The 17,796-nt window shown below is 60.0% G+C and carries 17 protein-coding genes; 14 read left to right on the top strand and 3 right to left on the bottom strand.

Features of this window, described 5'->3' with window-relative positions; all coding sequences use genetic code 11:
* The 8 genes from BLQ09_RS23825 (at position 1) to BLQ09_RS23790 (ending at position 8,724) form a co-directional block, all read left to right on the top strand.
* A complete protein-coding gene (locus BLQ09_RS23825; RefSeq protein WP_027605014.1) occupies positions 1 to 702 on the top strand; it encodes an SPOR domain-containing protein in 702 nt (233 codons plus the stop codon).
* A 258-nt stretch (positions 703 to 960) separates the two neighbouring features.
* Positions 961 to 1,491: an ATP-dependent protease subunit HslV gene (hslV, locus tag BLQ09_RS23820; RefSeq protein WP_010563201.1), complete on the top strand. Its 531-nt coding sequence runs from the start codon at positions 961 to 963 to the stop codon at positions 1,489 to 1,491.
* A 37-nt stretch (positions 1,492 to 1,528) separates the two neighbouring features.
* Positions 1,529 to 2,866: an ATP-dependent protease ATPase subunit HslU gene (hslU, locus tag BLQ09_RS23815; protein ID WP_027605015.1), complete on the top strand. Its 1,338-nt coding sequence runs from the start codon at positions 1,529 to 1,531 to the stop codon at positions 2,864 to 2,866.
* A gap of 149 nt (positions 2,867 to 3,015) precedes the next feature.
* Positions 3,016 to 3,393, top strand: a complete 378-nt coding sequence (locus tag BLQ09_RS23810; protein ID WP_027605016.1) for a gamma-butyrobetaine hydroxylase family protein — start codon at positions 3,016 to 3,018, stop codon at positions 3,391 to 3,393.
* Positions 3,394 to 3,642: 249 nt separating this feature from the next.
* Complete coding sequence (phaC, locus tag BLQ09_RS23805) at positions 3,643 to 5,322, top strand: class II poly(R)-hydroxyalkanoic acid synthase (RefSeq protein WP_027605017.1); 1,680 nt, start codon at positions 3,643 to 3,645, stop codon at positions 5,320 to 5,322.
* A 137-nt stretch (positions 5,323 to 5,459) separates the two neighbouring features.
* A complete protein-coding gene (gene phaZ, locus BLQ09_RS23800; protein ID WP_027605018.1) occupies positions 5,460 to 6,305 on the top strand; it encodes a poly(3-hydroxyalkanoate) depolymerase in 846 nt (281 codons plus the stop codon).
* A gap of 88 nt (positions 6,306 to 6,393) precedes the next feature.
* Positions 6,394 to 8,076 (top strand): class II poly(R)-hydroxyalkanoic acid synthase, encoded by a 1,683-nt coding sequence (gene phaC / locus BLQ09_RS23795; RefSeq protein WP_027605019.1) that lies wholly within the window; start codon positions 6,394 to 6,396, stop codon positions 8,074 to 8,076.
* A 27-nt stretch (positions 8,077 to 8,103) separates the two neighbouring features.
* A complete protein-coding gene (locus BLQ09_RS23790) occupies positions 8,104 to 8,724 on the top strand; it encodes a TetR/AcrR family transcriptional regulator (protein ID WP_027605020.1) in 621 nt (206 codons plus the stop codon).
* A 38-nt stretch (positions 8,725 to 8,762) separates the two neighbouring features.
* Here the strand turns inward: BLQ09_RS23790 and BLQ09_RS23785 are convergent, their stop codons facing one another.
* Positions 8,763 to 9,425 carry a response regulator transcription factor gene (locus BLQ09_RS23785; RefSeq protein ID WP_043293466.1) on the bottom strand — a complete coding sequence of 221 codons (663 nt, stop codon included), beginning with the start codon at positions 9,423 to 9,425 and terminating at the stop codon, positions 8,763 to 8,765.
* Between the two features lie 370 nt (positions 9,426 to 9,795).
* On the opposite strand from BLQ09_RS23785, the gene BLQ09_RS23780 reads away from it, so the two are divergent.
* The 6 genes from BLQ09_RS23780 (at position 9,796) to BLQ09_RS23755 (ending at position 16,310) form a co-directional block, all read left to right on the top strand.
* Positions 9,796 to 10,377, top strand: a complete 582-nt coding sequence (locus BLQ09_RS23780) for a fimbrial protein (RefSeq protein ID WP_027605022.1) — start codon at positions 9,796 to 9,798, stop codon at positions 10,375 to 10,377.
* Between the two features lie 99 nt (positions 10,378 to 10,476).
* Positions 10,477 to 11,244, top strand: coding sequence for a fimbrial biogenesis chaperone (locus BLQ09_RS23775; protein WP_223841667.1), 768 nt, complete (start codon positions 10,477 to 10,479; stop codon positions 11,242 to 11,244).
* Positions 11,245 to 11,252: 8 nt separating this feature from the next.
* Entirely contained in the window at positions 11,253 to 12,020 is a 768-nt protein-coding gene (locus BLQ09_RS23770; protein ID WP_092358749.1) for a fimbrial biogenesis chaperone, read from the top strand.
* 158 nt (positions 12,021 to 12,178) lie between these two features.
* Positions 12,179 to 14,764, top strand: a complete 2,586-nt coding sequence (locus BLQ09_RS23765) for a fimbria/pilus outer membrane usher protein (protein ID WP_092358747.1) — start codon at positions 12,179 to 12,181, stop codon at positions 14,762 to 14,764.
* Positions 14,751 to 15,770: a fimbrial protein gene (locus BLQ09_RS23760; protein WP_371914544.1), complete on the top strand. Its 1,020-nt coding sequence runs from the start codon at positions 14,751 to 14,753 to the stop codon at positions 15,768 to 15,770. The genes BLQ09_RS23765 and BLQ09_RS23760 overlap by 14 nt, the downstream gene beginning before the upstream one ends.
* 18 nt (positions 15,771 to 15,788) lie before the next feature.
* Entirely contained in the window at positions 15,789 to 16,310 is a 522-nt protein-coding gene (locus BLQ09_RS23755) for a fimbrial protein (RefSeq protein WP_092358745.1), read from the top strand.
* A 69-nt stretch (positions 16,311 to 16,379) separates the two neighbouring features.
* Here the strand turns inward: BLQ09_RS23755 and BLQ09_RS23750 are convergent, their stop codons facing one another.
* A complete protein-coding gene (locus BLQ09_RS23750; protein ID WP_092358743.1) occupies positions 16,380 to 17,360 on the bottom strand; it encodes a phasin family protein in 981 nt (326 codons plus the stop codon).
* 12 nt (positions 17,361 to 17,372) lie between these two features.
* Positions 17,373 to 17,795, bottom strand: coding sequence for a phasin family protein (locus tag BLQ09_RS23745; protein ID WP_027605028.1), 423 nt, complete (start codon positions 17,793 to 17,795; stop codon positions 17,373 to 17,375).
* Between the last annotated feature and the right edge of the window lies 1 nt (position 17,796).

Genomic DNA, 17,796 nt, shown 5'->3' with positions numbered 1-17,796 from the left:
TTGGCTGCCAAGAAAAAACCTGCACCCAAGCGCGGCGCCAGCCGCTACCAGGCCCCGGCGAAGAAGCCGATCCCAGGCTGGTTGTGGATGGCCATCGGCCTCACGGTCGGCGCGTTTATCGTGTTCCTGATGAAGCTGGACCCAGGCCAGGGCGATGACGTCAAACGGGTCAAGCAGGAGCAGCAGAAGGCCACGAAAATGGCCGAAGCCAACAAGACTGCACCGAGCCCGACAGCACCGGTAAAGCCGAAGTACGACTTCTATACGCTGCTGCCGGAATCGGAAGTGATCGTGCCGCCTGACGCCGTGCCGGAGAAAACCCTGCCGACGCCGCAAGTGCCGACCACCCCGGTAACCCCGGCAGAAGCCGCGAAAATCGATACCGCCCGGGCCCAGGCGGCGTTGGCCGGGATTACTCCGCCACCAGCACCACCGGTTGCCGAAACCAAGGCCGCGCCGGTGACCAAGTTCTTCCTGCAGGCGGGCTCGTTCCCGAAGCAGGCCGATGCGGATCGCGTGCGTGCGCAGATCATTCTGTTGGGCCAGACGGTGACGGTGGAGTCCGGCACGGTGAAGGACGCGACTTGGTATCGCGTGCTGGTGGGGCCGTTCAGCAACCGCGAACAGCTCACCGTGGCGCAGAAGCAATTGGCCGGCGCCGGGTTTAGCAACCTGTTGTTACAACAGCGCCAGAGCCGCTGATTCGGGCTCAACTTCGATAAAAATGTGGGCGGGGGCTTGCCCCCGATAGCGGCAGTTCAGTCAATATTTTCGGCGACTGATACACCGCCATCGGGGGCAAGCCCCCTCACACAGTTGGTTTTGCAGCGCTCTGAAATGGGTGTCAGACCGATAAACACCACTCGTCCGCCATAAACCCCCATGGTTGAAATCCCCCCCGCCACCCCCATATGAGTTTCCATCAGGGCATTTTCGCCCCGCTGCGTGGAGACTCTCCCCTTGACCACCATCGTTTCAGTACGTCGCCACGGCAAAGTCGTCATGGGCGGCGACGGCCAGGTTTCCCTGGGCAATACCGTGATGAAAGGCAATGCGAAAAAAGTGCGTCGCCTGTATCACGGCCAGGTCCTCGCCGGTTTTGCCGGTGCAACCGCCGACGCCTTCACCCTCTTCGAGCGTTTCGAAGGCCAGCTGGAAAAACACCAGGGCCACCTCGTACGCGCCGCGGTCGAACTCGCCAAGGAATGGCGCACCGACCGCTCCCTCAGCCGCCTGGAAGCCATGCTGGCCGTCGCCAACAAAGATGCGTCCCTGATCATCACCGGTAACGGCGATGTGGTTGAACCTGAACATGGCCTGATCGCCATGGGCTCCGGCGGCGGGTATGCACAAGCCGCAGCCAGCGCACTGTTGAAGAAAACCGACCTGTCGGCCCGCGAAATCGTCGAGACCGCCCTGGGCATCGCCGGCGATATCTGCGTGTTCACCAACCACAACTTCACCATTGAGGAGCAGGACCTCGCCGAGTAAGCCACAGGCTTATTCCCGCTTGAGGCCGCCAAACACTATGTCCATGACTCCCCGCGAAATCGTCCATGAACTCAATCGCCATATCATCGGCCAGGACGATGCCAAGCGCGCCGTTGCCATCGCGCTGCGTAACCGCTGGCGCCGGATGCAACTGCCCGAAGAATTGCGCGTTGAAGTAACACCGAAGAACATCCTGATGATCGGCCCGACCGGCGTCGGTAAAACCGAGATCGCGCGACGCCTGGCCAAGCTGGCCAACGCGCCGTTCATCAAGGTCGAAGCGACCAAGTTCACCGAAGTCGGCTATGTGGGCCGCGATGTCGAGTCGATCATTCGTGATCTGGCCGACGCTGCCCTGAAGCTGCTGCGCGAGCAGGAAATGACCAAGGTCAGCCACCGCGCCGAAGACGCCGCCGAAGAACGCATCCTCGACGCCCTGCTGCCACCGGCGCGCATGGGCTTCAACGAAGATGCCGCACCGGCCTCGGATTCCAACACCCGCCAGCTGTTCCGCAAGCGCCTGCGTGAAGGCCAGTTGGACGACAAGGAAATCGAGATCGAAGTCGCTGAAGTCTCTGGCGTCGACATCTCCGCACCGCCTGGCATGGAAGAAATGACCAGCCAGTTGCAGAATCTGTTCGCCAACATGGGCAAGGGCAAGAAGAAAAGCCGCAAGCTCAAGGTCAAGGACGCGCTGAAGCTGGTACGCGATGAAGAAGCGGGACGCCTGGTCAACGACGAAGAGCTCAAGGCCAAGGCCCTGGAAGCCGTTGAGCAGCATGGCATCGTGTTTATCGACGAGATCGACAAGGTCGCCAAGCGCGGCAACTCCGGCGGCGTCGATGTATCCCGCGAAGGTGTGCAGCGCGACCTGCTGCCGCTGATCGAAGGCTGCACCGTCAATACCAAGCTGGGCATGGTCAAGACCGACCACATCCTGTTTATCGCTTCGGGTGCGTTCCACCTGAGCAAGCCAAGCGACCTGGTGCCCGAGCTGCAAGGCCGGCTGCCGATTCGCGTAGAGCTGAAGGCGCTGACCCCCGGCGACTTCGAGCGCATCCTCAGCGAACCCCATGCGTCGCTCACCGAGCAGTACCGTGAGCTGCTGAAAACCGAAGGGCTGGGCATCGAGTTCCTGCCGGACGGTATCAAGCGCCTGGCGGAGATTGCCTGGCAGGTCAACGAGAAGACCGAGAACATCGGTGCGCGCCGCCTGCACACCTTGCTTGAGCGCCTGCTTGAGGAAGTGTCCTTCAGCGCCGGCGACATGGCCGGGGCGCAGAATGGCGTAGCGATCAAGATCGACGCCGACTACGTCAACAGCCACCTGGGCGAATTGGCGCAGAACGAGGACTTGTCGCGGTATATTCTGTAAGCCTCACACAGAACTGCTTTGCTTCAAATGTGGGAGGGGGCTTGCCCCCGATAGCGGTGGATCAGTCAGCTTATCTATAGCTGACCCACTGCAATCGGGGGTAAGCCCCCTCCCACATTTTTAAGCCGGTTTATTCAAGAGCACCTCATATGGCCAAGTTTCCTACCGCTGTAAACCTGCACAAAACCTCCAACACCCTCGGCCTCACCTATGGGCCCGACGAGGTCTACCAGTTGCCCGCCGAACTGCTGCGGGTGCATTCGCCTTCCGCCGAGGTCCAGGGCCACGGCAAGCCCATCCTGCAATTCGGCAAGCTCAACGTGCGCCTGACCAAGATCGAACCAGCCGGCCAGTACGCACTGAAATTGACCTTCGACGACGGACATGACAGCGGACTGTTCACCTGGGACTACCTCTACCAATTGGCCGTGCGTCAGGACGCGTTGTGGGCCGATTATCTCGCCGAGCTCAAGGCAGCCGGCAAAACCCGTGATCCGAGCGAGTCGGTCGTGCGGCTGATGCTCTAGTCCAGGCTTCTTGCTCTTTAGAGGGCATTTTCTAATTTCATCTGCTTGAATGCCCTGTCGCGTGGCCAACGATTGGCCCGCTTGCGAAAAAAATTAAACTCGGGTAACCAATGGAACTGGCAAGTTCCCTGCATTTGACGATGCGGTATCAACGGTCACCCGAGTCGCAGTACCTGGCTTGTGTTGTGTATCGAAACCTGGTGCGCAGCGGTACCCGGTACTCGTCTTTCGGACAATGGAGCGTCGTAGATGAGTAACAAGAACAACGATGACTTGAAACGCCAGGCCTCGGAAAACACCCTGGGGCTCAACCCGATCATCGCGTTACGTAAAAAGGATTTACTGGCCTCGGCCAAGATGGTGCTGACCCAAGCCATCAAGCAACCGTTGCACAGCGTCAAGCACGTCGCCCATTTTGGCGTTGAATTGAAGAACGTGATGTTCGGCAAATCGCAGCTGCAGCCCGAAAGCGATGACCGTCGCTTCCACGACCCAGCCTGGAGCCAGAACCCGCTCTACAAACGCTACCTGCAAACCTACCTGGCGTGGCGCAAGGAACTGCACGACTGGATCGGCGACAGTAACCTGTCGGAACAGGACATCAGCCGCGGCCACTTCGTGATCAACCTGATGACCGAAGCCATGGCCCCTACCAACAGCGCGGCCAACCCGGCGGCGGTCAAACGCTTCTTTGAAACCGGCGGCAAGAGCCTGCTCGACGGCCTGTCACACCTGGCCAAGGACATGGTGCACAACGGCGGCATGCCGAGCCAGGTCAACATGGGCGCGTTTGAAGTGGGCAAGACCCTGGGCATCACCGAAGGGGCGGTGGTATTTCGCAACGACGTGCTGGAGTTGATCCAGTACAAGCCGATCACCGAACAGGTGCACGAACGCCCGTTGCTGGTGGTACCGCCGCAGATCAACAAATTCTATGTATTCGACCTGAGCCCGGAAAAGAGCCTGGCGCGCTTCTGCCTGCGCAATGGGCAGCAGACCTTTATCGTCAGTTGGCGCAACCCGACCAAGGCCCAGCGCGAATGGGGCCTGTCGACCTATATCGAGGCGCTCAAGGAAGCGGTCGACGTGGTCACCGCGATCACCGGCAGCAAAGACGTGAATATGCTCGGCGCCTGCTCCGGCGGCATCACCTGCACCGCCCTGCTGGGCCACTACGCGGCGCTGGGGGAGAAGAAGGTCAACGCCCTGACCCTGCTGGTGAGCGTGCTGGACACCACCCTGGACACCCAGGTAGCGCTGTTCGTAGATGAGCAGACCCTGGAAGCGGCCAAGCGCCACTCCTACCAGGCCGGTGTACTGGAAGGCCGCGACATGGCCAAGGTGTTCGCCTGGATGCGCCCCAACGACCTGATCTGGAACTACTGGGTCAACAACTACCTGCTGGGCAATGAGCCGCCGGTGTTCGACATCCTGTTCTGGAACAACGACACCACGCGCTTGCCGGCTGCCTTCCACGGCGACCTGATCGAACTGTTCAAAAACAACCCACTCGTGCGCGCCAATGCCCTGGAAGTGTGCGGCACGCCCATCGACCTCAAGCAGGTCACGGCCGATATCTATTCACTGGCCGGCACCAACGACCACATCACGCCCTGGCAGTCGTGCTACAAGTCGGCCCAGCTGTTTGGCGGCAAGGTGGAATTCGTACTCTCCAGCAGCGGGCATATCCAGAGCATCCTCAACCCGCCCGGCAACCCCAAGGCGCGCTACCAGACCAGCGACAGCCTGGCGGGCAAGCCACTGGAGTGGCAGGAGAATGCGACCAAGCATACTGACTCGTGGTGGCTGCATTGGCAGGCGTGGCAAGCGGAACGGGCGGGCAAGCTGAAGAAGGCACCGACGACTTTGGGTAACAAGACCTATGCCGCAGCGGAAGCAGCCCCCGGGACTTACGTACACGAACGCTGAATTGAAATGCGTTCAAATGTGGGAGGGGGCTTGCTCCCGATGGCCGTGTGTCAGCCATCTGATCAATTGCAATCGGGGGCAAGCCCCCTCCCACCGTTGGCCTGCATTCCAACCGTCACATCTCACAGGGCTTGAGCATGCCGCAACCGTTCATCTTTCGTACCATCGACCTGGATGGCCAGACCATCCGCACGGCGGTACGCCCGGGCAAGCCCCACTTGACGCCACTGCTGATCTTCAACGGCATCGGCGCCAACCTTGAGCTGGTGTTTCCGTTCGTCCAGGCCCTGGACCCGGACCTGGAAGTGATCGCCTTCGATGTGCCGGGCGTGGGTGGCTCCTCGACGCCCAACCGGCCTTATCGTTTTCCCGGCCTGGCCAAGCTCACTGCACGCATGCTGGATTACCTGGACTATGGCCAGGTGAATGCGGTAGGCGTGTCCTGGGGTGGCGCCTTGGCACAGCAGTTTGCCTACGACTACCCGGAGCGCTGCAAGAAGCTGATCCTGGCGGCGACCGCGGCCGGTGCCTTTATGGTGCCAGGCAAGCCGAAGGTGCTGTGGCTGATGGCCAGCCCCCGGCGCTACATCCAACCGTCCCACGTGGTGCGCATCGCACCGATGATCTATGGCGGTTCGTTCCGCCGCGATTCGAAACTGGCGGCCGAGCACGCGAGCAAAGTGCGCTCGGCCGGCAAGCTGGGCTACTACTGGCAACTCTTCGCGGGGTTGGGCTGGACCAGCATCCACTGGCTGCACAAGATCCGCCAGCCGACCCTGGTGCTGGCCGGGGACGACGACCCGCTGATCCCGCTGGTCAACATGCGCATGCTGGCCTGGCGCATTCCCAACGCACAGTTGCACATCATCGATGACGGCCACCTGTTCCTGATCACCCGGGCTGAAGCCGTGGCGCCGATCATCATGAAGTTTCTCGAGGAGGAGCGCATGCGGGCCGTGATTCACCCGCGACCTGCGGTGTAAGGACCACACCGCCGCGCAACTTGCCGAGAACCGACTATGGTTCTGAATTGGCGTGCCTGTTGATGGCTTGACGAAGGAGTGTTGGCTCATGCGAGAAAGACCCGTGACGAACCCGGCGCCCACCCCTGCCGCGTTCATCAACGCACAAAACGCGATCACCGGCCTGCGCGGTCGGGATTTGCTGTCGACCTTACGCAGCGTTGCCGCCCACGGCTGGCGCAACCCGGTGCATACCGCCCGTCACGCCCTGGCCCTGGGCGGTCAACTGGGTCGTGTGCTGCTGGGTGAGACCGTGCACGAGCCCAACCCACGGGACAGCCGCTTCAGCGACCCGACCTGGACGCTCAACCCGTTCTACCGACGCAGCCTGCAAGCCTATTTGAGCTGGCAGAAGCAGACCCGCCAGTGGATCGATGACAGCTCACTGAGTGACGACGACCGCGCCCGCGCGCACTTTGCCTTCGCCTTGATCAACGACGCCGTGTCGCCCTCCAACACCCTGCTCAACCCGCTGGCCGTCAAGGAGCTGCTCAACTCCGGCGGCAACAGTGTGGTGCGCGGCGTGAGCAACCTGTTCGACGACCTGCTGCACAACAACGGCCTGCCGCGCCAAGTGAGCAAACAGGCCTTTGAAGTCGGCAAGACCGTGGCCACCACCCCAGGCTCGGTGGTATTTCGCAATGAGCTGCTTGAGTTGATCCAATACAAGCCCATGAGCGAAAAACAGTACGCCAGGCCGCTGCTGATCGTGCCGCCGCAAATCAACAAGTACTACATCTTCGACTTGAGCCCGGCCAACAGCTTCGTGCAGTACGCCCTCAAGAACGGCCTGCAGACCTTCATGGTCAGTTGGCGCAACCCGGACGTGCGCCACCGCGAATGGGGCCTGTCCACCTATGTGGCGGCGCTGGAGGAAGCACTCAACGTCTGCCGGGCCATCACCGGTGCCCGCGAGGTCAACCTGATGGGCGCCTGCGCCGGTGGCCTGACCATCGCCGCCCTGCAAGGCCACTTGCAAGCCAAGCGCCAGCTGCGCCGCATCTCCAGCGCCAGCTACCTGGTGAGCCTGCTGGACAGCCAGATCGACAGCCCCGCCATGCTGTTCGCCGATGAGCAAACCCTGGAAGCCGCCAAGCGTCGTTCCTACCAGCAAGGCGTGCTGGACGGCCGCGACATGGCCAAGGTGTTCGCCTGGATGCGTCCCAACGACCTGATCTGGAACTACTGGATCAACAATTACCTGCTGGGCAAGGAACCGCCGGCCTTCGACATTTTGTACTGGAACAACGACAACACGCGCCTGCCCGCCGCACTGCATGGCGACCTGCTCGATTTCTTCAAGCACAACCCGCTGAGCCATCCCGGCGGCCTGGAAGTGTGCGGCACGCCCATCGACCTGCAGAAGGTCACGGTGGACAGCTTCAGCGTGGCCGGGATCAACGACCACATCACGCCGTGGGACGCGGTGTATCGCTCCACGCAATTGCTCGGTGGCGAGCGGCGCTTCGTGCTGTCCAACAGCGGGCATATCCAGAGCATCCTCAACCCGCCGGGCAACCCCAAGGCCAACTACGTCGAAAATCCCAAGCTGAGCAGCGACCCGCGTGCCTGGTACTACGACGCCAACCACGTCGAGGGCAGTTGGTGGCCGCAGTGGCTGGCGTGGATCCAGCAGCGCTCGGGCGTACAGCGCGAAACCCTCACCGCCCTGGGCAACCAGAATTACCCACCGATGGAAGCGGCGCCCGGCACCTATGTGCGAGTGCGCTGAGCTCAACGATCAGATTAAGAAGACTGGATGAAGACCCGCGACCGTATCCTTGAATGTGCCTTGCAGTTGTTCAACCAGAAGGGCGAGCCGAACGTGTCGACCATGGAGGTGGCCAATGAAATGGGGATCAGCCCCGGCAACCTCTACTACCACTTCCATGGCAAGGAACCGCTGGTGCTGGGGTTGTTCGAGCGCTTCCAGGGCGAATTGGCGCCGCTGCTCGACCCACCGGCGGACGCGCAACTGCAGGCCCAGGATTACTGGCTGTTCCTGCACCTGATCATCGAACGCATGGCCCAATACCGGTTTTTGTTCCAGGACCTGTCGAACCTGGCGGGGCGCCTGCCGAAACTGGCCAAGGGCATTCGCAACCTGCTGACCGCACTCAAGCGCACCCTCGCGTCCTTGCTGGCGCGCCTGAAGGCGGACGGGCAACTGGTCAGTGACACCCAGGCGCTGGGCCAGTTGGTGGAGCAGATCACCATGACCCTGCTGTTCTCCCTGGACTACCAACGCATTCTCGACCGTGAGGGCGAGGTGCGGGTGGTGGTGTATCAGGTCATGATGCTGGTGGCGCCGCATCTGCTACCTGCGGCGCGGCAGGCCACGGAGCGATTGGCGCTGCGCTATCTGGACGATCATGTTTAAGCATTATCCGGAAATCTGCGGCTGACAGTTGAGCCGAATCATTCAAACTCCCCGAATTGCTGGGTAAACTTGAATAACTCACTGTCATTCTTGATTCCCAATTTTCTATAAGCCGATTGTTTCTGCGTACTGATCGTACTCGCACTGCGTGAAAACTTTGCGGCAATCGAATTCACCGACATTCCATCCAGAAAACATCGCAGCACCTCCTGTTCTTTAGGCGTAAGACAGGCGTTCAAGCGCAACGGCGTTGCATAGTCCATTTTCGACTTCATACTCACGACTTCCAGCATTGATTGCATGCCCTGCAAAGCAGGCACCATGCAAGGCTGCAGATAAATTCGACCTTGGGCGACGGTTCGAATAGCCGTGATCAACTCCGTCAGGTTCTGGGTTTTACCCAGGATTCCCCAACAGCCAGCCTTCAGCGACAGTGATACGGTAGCGGGCGTGTAATGCGAACAGACAATCAACGGCCGGCACTGGCTGAAGCGCCGGTTCAGCGCTTGTATAAGACTCAGGCCATCGTTGTCCGAAGGGGCCAGGATGAAGTCCATTACCACCACATCCGCCGGGCGCCGCGCAAGGGCTTCCAGTAATTCCTTGGCCGTCCCGAAAGAGCCGACCACATGGAGGTCGGCCTCGTTGCTCAACCCCAACTCGATCCCCTGCCGAAGCATCGCATGGTCATCTAGCAGCATGACGGTATACGTAGTGGATATTGAAGTAGGCATAAATAAACCCGCATAAGTAAATACAACACCGCAACATTATTCGCTGCTGCGAGCACGGTATACCCTGCCCCATCAAGGGATCAACATAGCGGGGCAATAAGCGTTACCCCTTCAGCAACATCCTACAGATAATTCCCAGTACTACAGACAATTCCTAAGTTAACCCGATTATTTTTCGAACTATCACGAGATAAAACTCGCCACTTCACTATAGATGCCATCTGGCACTGCACGCCAAATTATATAACCGCCATTAGAGACTAGTTCGAAACGAACTACAGGTGCTGCTTTTTACCTGTGGCGGCTCTCGTTTATTAAAATCACGACCGGAATCATCATGAAATTTACCGCTATCTCCACCGCTGCAACACTTCTTGCCCTGACAGCTGCGTTATCACGGCCCGCATTCGCCACCAACGACGGGGTCATCAACTTCACGGGGTTGGTGACCGATGTGACCTGCACCGTCGAGGGTGCCGCACCTGGCACAGGCGCAGTGGTCAAGGACGTCAACCTGGGCGGCGTCTCTGCTTCACGCCTGGCAACCGCTGGCAGTCGCGCCAACCTCACCGGTTTCACCATTCGCATTGGCGGGCCCGGCGAAGGCAGTTGCACCAACGGCCGCACCGCCATGGTGGCGTTCGACCCAACCAGCCCGGCCATTGACGTGGCGACCGGGCGCTTGAACATCGACGGCTACGACGACCCTTCCGACACTACCAATGCCAAGAACGTACAGGTCGAAGTCACTAACCGCGACGGCTCCCCGATCAACGTCTACACCGATAAATCCGAGGGCGTCGTGATCGCCGATAACCAGGCCATTATCCCGCTGGCAGCCCAAATGTACGCCAGCGGCGCCGCAACCGAAGGCACGGTGAAAACACGCGTCGGCTTCCTGGTCGAATACGCCGAGTAAGGGACAACACGTCTGCATACGCAGACCTCGAAGCCCGGGACCTGCAATTGCATTGCGGGTCCGCCCCCAGACTCGAAGAGACTTCAAATGATTAAAAGAATGGCCTGCCGTGCTCTCGCCACCTGTGCCCTCGGGCTGCTATCGCTGCACGCGCTCAACGCCCATGCCGGCATCATTGTCCATGGCACACGCGTGATCTACCCCGCTGAGCAGCAGGAAGTGGTTGTGCGCCTGGAAAATAAAGGCGATCGCCCGGCACTGGTACAGACCTGGCTGGATACGGGCGACCGAAACTCGACACCAGCGACTGCGCGGACTCCGTTCACCCTCTCACCGCCGATGTTTCGCATCGAACCGCACCAACAACAGGCATTGCGCCTGCGTTATTCCGGCGCCCCGTTGCCTACTGATCGCGAAAGCCTGTTCTGGTTGAACATATTCGAAGTGCCGCCGACTTCCGCCGACGCCGCGCAAAACAACCAGATCGAATTGTCGTTTCGCACTCGCTTGCGGGTGTTCCTGCGCCCACAAGGGTTGCCATACCCCGTCAGCAGCGCGGCAACCAGACTGCAGTGGAAACTGGTCCCCCATGACAATGGGTTCGCCCTGCAAGCGACCAACCCCACGCCCTACCATATTTCGCTGGCATCGGTCGCGTTACTGAGCGAAGGCAAACGGTTCAACAAGGCGCCGAGCCAGGCGGCCAATGACGGTCTGTTATTGCCGGCCGGAGACATGAAACTGTTTGCATTGCCCCAGTTGCGTATTCGTCCCAACGGCAACCCCAAGGTCGAGTTCGTTTCCGTCAGCGATTTTGGCGCCCGCGTGCAGCACACGACGGCTGTCACCCTTTCGTCCGCAGGATAACCCGCAGCATGAACGCGACTTTGATCTCACATTGGCTAACCAGACTCAGCCTGTTGACGCTTGCACTGATCTGTCCCGTCATGGCGCAGGCAAGCGTTGTGATCAGCAGCACACGGATCATCTATCCGCAACAGGACAAGGAAGTCACAGTAAGGCTGGAAAGCAAGAATCAGGTACCCGTCCTGATGCAGGCATGGCTGGACAAGGGTGACGAGCACTCTACCCCGGACGCCGGCGGAATCCCCTTTGTTGTCACGCCGCCGATCTTTCGTATCGAGCCAGGCCGGCAACACGTCGTGCGCCTGGCATACACCGGCGAAACGCTGCCGTCTGCGCAGGAAAGCCTGTACTGGTTCAACTTACTCGAAGTGCCTTCGCAGGCCGAAGATGCCGCCCAGGGCAACCAGTTGCAACTTGCCTTCCGCTCCAGGATCAAGGTGTTTCTCCGACCGCCCAGCCTGCCCTTTGAGGCCGAAGCCGCGCCGGCCAAATTGCAGTGGCGCAGCGTAACCACCGAGCACGGCCCGTCACTGGAGGTCTATAACCCGACCCCCTATTACGTGAATTTCGACAAGATCGAAGTGGTCGCGAAGGGGCAGCGCCATGCGCGCAAATCCGCTGCATCGAGCGGAGACAATATGGTGGCGCCCGATAGCCGCAACCACTTCCAGATTGCAGGGCTTGCGTCGTTGCGTACGGCCGAGATGACCGTGGAGTTCCAGACGCTCGACGACTTCGGGCTCACGATCCAGCACAGCGCCAAGGTGTCGCCATGATCGCCCCACCCTGAGTTCATCAGGGTCCAGTCCCTGCCTCTCGAGGTTGATTGACCCGCCGCAGCACAAATCAAACACGTCCGTTCAGTACTTGTTCGTCAGGACAGGGCCGCGCTTTGTCGCAATTCGGACCACAACTTTCCCCGGGAACGGTATCCATGAGTTCGAAAACACCGGCCAGACCCGAAAACGGGTTTATATCGCCTTTCAGGTTGACGCTTGTAGCTCAAGGTCTATTGCTGTTGGGTGGCGCCCACACTGCAGCGGCCCAAGACGCCACGCATTCTGTATTCAACCCGGCCTTTTTTCCCGGCGGGGCAGCGGGCTTGCAGGTCGACATTTCAAAGTTCAACCAAGGCAACGTCGTGCTACCCGGCAGCTACCGTGCGGAGGTTTATCTCAACGGCCAATGGATAGGCAGAGAGACGCTATCGTTCAAAGCGATGGACGGACAAGACACTGCGCAGATGTGCCTTGAGCGTGACGCGCTCTTCAGGTTCGGCATCGACATGGAGGCGGTCGACAGGCAATCGACCGACGCCGTATTTTCCGCATGCGCCGATATTGCCAGCTACCTGCCAGGCGCCAGCGGCCGGTTCGATTCCGGTGAAAATCGCCTTGACCTGCAGATTCCGCAGATTTACCTCGCACGCAAGGCTCGGGGTTATATCGATCCCAAACACTGGGACAGTGGCATCGACGCTGCCTTCGTGCGTTACAACGCCAACACCTTTGCCACCCAAACCAGGCATCAGTCGCTCAACTCCAACTACGTCGGCCTGAACACCGGGCTCAACCTGGGCGACTGGCATTGGCGCCACAACGGCAGCTACAGCCAATCAAAGGTGGGCACTGGCTACCAAAGCAGCAGCACCTACGTTCAGCGTGAAATGAGCTCGCTGCAGTCTCAATTGATGGTCGGCGAAATCTACACGCCGGGCGAGCTGTTCGACAGCGTCCGCCTGCGGGGTGCGAGCCTGTTCAGCGATGACCGGATGCTGCCTGATTCCCAGACCGGTTTTGCCCCCGTGGTGCGCGGCGTTGCCGAGACCAACGCGCGGGTTACCGTGCGCCAGCGCGGGGTACTGCTGGATGAGGTGTCGGTGGCGCCTGGGCCGTTTGTACTCAATGATTTATTCCCTACCGGATATGGCGGCGACCTGACCGTCACGATCACCGAGGCGGATGGCCGTCAGCGGGAGTTCATCGTCCCCTTTGCGGCCAACGCCAACCTCCTGCGCCCCGGCCACCACCGCTATTCGCTGAGCATCGGCCAGCTCGACGAGCTTGGCCTTCGGCACCCACCCACACTGATGCAGGCGACCTACCAGCATGGCCTCAGCAATCTACTGACCGGCTATACCGGTGCGGTCGTGGGCCAAGACTACAACTCACAATTATTGGGAACGGCACTCAACACGCCATTGGGTGCGGTGTCATTTGACTTGACCCACTCCAATGCCCATGTACCTGGACACGGTTCGCGTGAGGGACAAAGCCTGCAACTGCGCTACAGCAAGAATTTCGCAGACACCGGCACTCACTTCGCATTGGGGGCCTACCGCTATTCCACTGAAGGGTTCCTGAGCGTGGGCGATGCCGCACGGGTTCGCGACCTTGCCATCGACGGACTCAGCCTCGACAGCATCTCGCGCCTGCGCGACAGAATGGACATAAGCCTCAACCAGAGCCTGGGCAACGGCTCGGTTTACCTGACCGGTTCTTCGCAAAACTATTGGAACCGCACAAGTGGCAACCTGACCTTTACCGCGGGATACAGCGGCACCTGGAAGGGCCTTCACTATACCGTCAGTGCACAGCGCACCCGTGACCTGTTGAGCGACCGAGTCGACAAGCAGGTGGATCTGACCTTGAGCCTGCCACTGGGCAGCGGCGCGCGTTCGCCGACCCTGACCACCACGGTCTATCACGGCGACCAAAACAGTGGCGAGCGCGTGAACGTCGGCGGCAGCCTTGGCGAACGCAGCGAATTCAGCTATGGCCTTGGTGCCAGTCGAACCCGAGGCAGTGGCAACGCAGCGAGTGCCGATATGAAATACCAGGCCAGTCACGGCGTGCTGTCTGCCGGTTACGGGCAGAGCAGCGACTACCGCTCGGTCTCGCTGGGGATGACCGGCGGCATCGTTGCCCACGCCGGCGGCGTGACCTTCGCCCCGGAGCTGGGCGACACCATCGGCATCGTCCAGGCGCCCGACGCCCAGGGTGCGCGGATCAACGGTAACCACAGCGCGCAAGTCGGTAACAGCGGCTACGCCGTGGTACCCCACCTTACCCCGTATCGCCAGAACGTCGTGGAGCTGGACCCGAAGGACCTTTCGGTCGATGTGGAACTCAAGACCGCCGCCCAGAACGTAGCGCCCCGTGCCGGTTCGGTGGTGAAGCTTAAGTTCGAGACGGTCAGCGGCCAGGCCATGTTGATCACGGCACTGCGCGAGGATGGCAGCCCGCTGCCGTTTGGTGCGGATGTGTTCGATGAGGACGGCGCGAGCGTCGGGGTGGTCGGGCAGGGTGGTCAAGCCTTTGTTCGAGTGTCTCGTACACAGGGACCATTGACGATCAAGTGGGGCCCCCATGCCGGCGCCGCATGCCAGTTGCATTACGACTTGGGTCCACAGTCGAACATTGCCGGCACCCAACGCTTGCTTAATCTCGACGCGGGCACCTGCCGGCTCGATACAGCACAGCACATGCCACCGTCGAGCGAGCGCAATGCAAGCAGTTGATCCGGCGCAGGCGAGCACGCCCAGCGCACTGCTTGCCTGCAACCGCCCTATTTCTTTTGCGGGACTGAAGATGAAACGCGCCATACAACTCATGTCAACAGTGCTGGTCCTTGGCTCGCCGATTGCGGCTCAAGCGGCGTGTGACAGGTATCAGAACGACACATTCACACTCACCCTTCCGTCCACAATCGTCGTACCGGACAGCCTCCCGGTGGAGTCTGAAATTGTCATTAAGGAATTCACTGGTACGGCACCCTCTTACACCATGAATTGCGGCCACACTTTATTAACGATTACCGGGCGCTACAACGCAAGGTCTCACTCAAAGTACTACGAGACCGAGGTTCCTGGCGTGGGCGTGCACATGCGGATCCGACATTCCGGCTCGCTTTACCCTTTCTTCAGCATGCATAACCAGCAACGCACATTCAGCGGCCCCCTCACCAGCTTCATGGCCGCGGAGTTGAGGTTCTATAAAGCCGGGCCTGTAACAGACGGGACAGTGCCTGCCGGTAACATTTGGGTGCAGAGACTGGATAACCGTCCGGAGAGTTTTACCCTGAGGCTCGGCAACGCAGTGCGCTTTGTCAGGCCCGCCGCCACCTGCGACCTGGCAACCGGCGACGTCAACCGCACGATCTCGCTCGACCCGGTGCAAGTCGGCGCATTCAACAACGCAACGACCGCGGGCCCACGCAACTTCGAGTTAACCGCAAACTGCACCAACGCTTCCAACGTGACCTTCCGCTTTTCCGGTACCCCCGCACCTGGCAATGATCGGCTCTTCGCCAATACGGGCACTGCCGGTGGCGTCGCCCTGTGGCTGTATTCGCGCATTGGCGGTGGTATCCAGAACATCCTCGCCAACGGCACCGAAAACACCCGCACGGTGCCGGTCTCCGGGGGGCGCGCGGTGCTGCCGCTGGGTGCGGCCTATCACAAGAACGGCACGGTCAGCCAAGGCAGGCTCGAAACGACCGCGACCGTCAACATCACCTATAACTAAAAACCTGAGGAGTATGTAATGAGGATTCGAGCCCTGCCCCTGCTGCTGGCTATCACCGCGAGCCTGGCCGCCACTGCGGTCCAGGCCGCAACCACGGGCACCTTGCGCTTTACCGGCCAGGTCAACGCCGGCACCTGCAACCTGGCCGCCGGTGATGTGACCCGCACCATCACCCTGCCCTCGATCAAAGTATCGGATTTTGATTCATCCGAAGAAGTGGGTACGACAAATTTCGACATTACCGCCGAGTGCGAATCGGACATTCAAAATGTGTTCTTTCTGTTCGCGGGCACTCCGTCCAGCGGCAATGGCGCATTGTTCGCCAACACCGGAACCTCAGCCGGAACGGCGCTCTCGCTTTCCCACCGAAACGTCGCTTACATTCCCGCCAATGGTTCTGTCGCCGAGCGCACTCGCCAGATCGCCACAAGCGGCGCAAGAGCGTTGTTACCGATGAATGCGTCGTATCGGAAAACCGGCACCCCAATTACCGCGGGTACCCTGGACAGCACTGTCACCGTTTCCATTACTTACAATTGATGGGGAACCGCGCACGAAAAAAATGCCCAGCCTTTGCAGGCCGGGCATTTTTTTCGCGTCCCGGAAAAATCAGGACTGACTGGTTGGCGTCGGGGTGACCGGCGTTGCAGTCGGGGTGGCGGCAGGCGTGGGTGCCGACACCGAGTTGGCTGTCGAAGCAGCTGGTGCCGTGGTTGCCGGCTTGGCGGCAACAGCAGGCTTAGGCGCTGCCGGTTTTTTCGCTGCAGCTGGCTTCTTCGCCGCAGCAGGTTTGGCGGCTGGCTTGGCCACCGGTTTCGCGGCAGCTGGCTTGGCCGCAGGTTTAGCAGCGGCAGGCTTGGCCGCGGGTTTGGCGGCTGCGGTTTTGGCTGCGGGCTTAGCGGCCGGTTTTGCGGCGACCTTGACTGCTGGCTTGGCCGCAGGTTTGGCAGTTGCTTTCGCAGCCACGGGTTTAGCGGTGGCCTTGGCAGCCGGTTTGGCCGCTGCGGTTTTGGCAGCCGGTTTAGCGACTGCTTTTACAGCTGCCTTGGCCGCGGGTTTTGCAGCTGGCTTGGCGGCAGCTTTCACCAGAGGTTTGGCAGCCGTTTTAGCCGCTGGTTTGGCAGCGGCCGTTTTTGCAGCAGGCTTGGCAGCCGGTTTAGCGGCGGCCGCTTTCACTGGAGCCACTTTGGCACCGGTCAGTTTTTCGATTTGCTTTGTCAGGGTATCGACCTTGCTGTGCAGGGTCTTCAGCTCAGCTTTACTCGGCACGCCCAGGCGCGAAATAGCACTGTTGAGGCGCTTGTCCAGAGCCCCTTCGAGTTCGCCCCAAGTACCCAATACCTGTTTCTTCGCATCACTGATGCGCGAACCGGCAGTGGCTTTAGCAGCACCTACTTGTTTACCCACTGCGCTCTTGGTCAACTTCTCGGCTTTCTCGCCGTCCTTAACCAACGTCTCGAAGAGTTTACTGCCGTCACTGTCGATCTTCGAGTAAACGCCTAAACCAGCCAGCCAGATCTTGCGGGAATACTCTTCAACTTTCCCGACCCACGAGCTGCCTTCTTTCTGAGTAGTCTTTTTAACAGCCATCCCGATGTCTCCTTAGTGTTTACGCGCGACACGTTCGAGCAATGCCGTCAGCTCTTCGAGCTTAGCAGAGAGTGTCTCCACGTCATGTTTAGACGCAATGCCAATTCGATTCAAGGCACTGGCAACGCGAGTATCAAAAGCTTTTTCAACTTTATCCAGCTGAACTTCTACCAGACCTTTGACCGCGGAGACATTACTCTTTACTTGATCAATCTGACTGTTGGCTGCATCAAGTTGTTCCACTGCAACTTTTTTGCCTTTACTTTCAACATGTTGACCGGTTTTAACCAGCTCTTTGAAGTAGTCGCCGCCCTCGCTGCCGACCTTCGCGTAGGCACCAAGACCCGCCAACCAGATCTTGCGGGCGTAGGTTTTAACGTCACTCAACGCGCCGGTCTGAGCATCGATTTTTTTCTTCAGGATAACTTTGGCCATG

The organism is Pseudomonas sp. NFACC25 (genome assembly GCF_900100935.1).
Lineage (GTDB): Bacteria > Pseudomonadota > Gammaproteobacteria > Pseudomonadales > Pseudomonadaceae > Aquipseudomonas > Aquipseudomonas marginalis.
The sequence above is the reverse complement of the archived record's forward strand: the minus strand, read 5'-3'. Positions and strand labels throughout refer to the sequence as shown.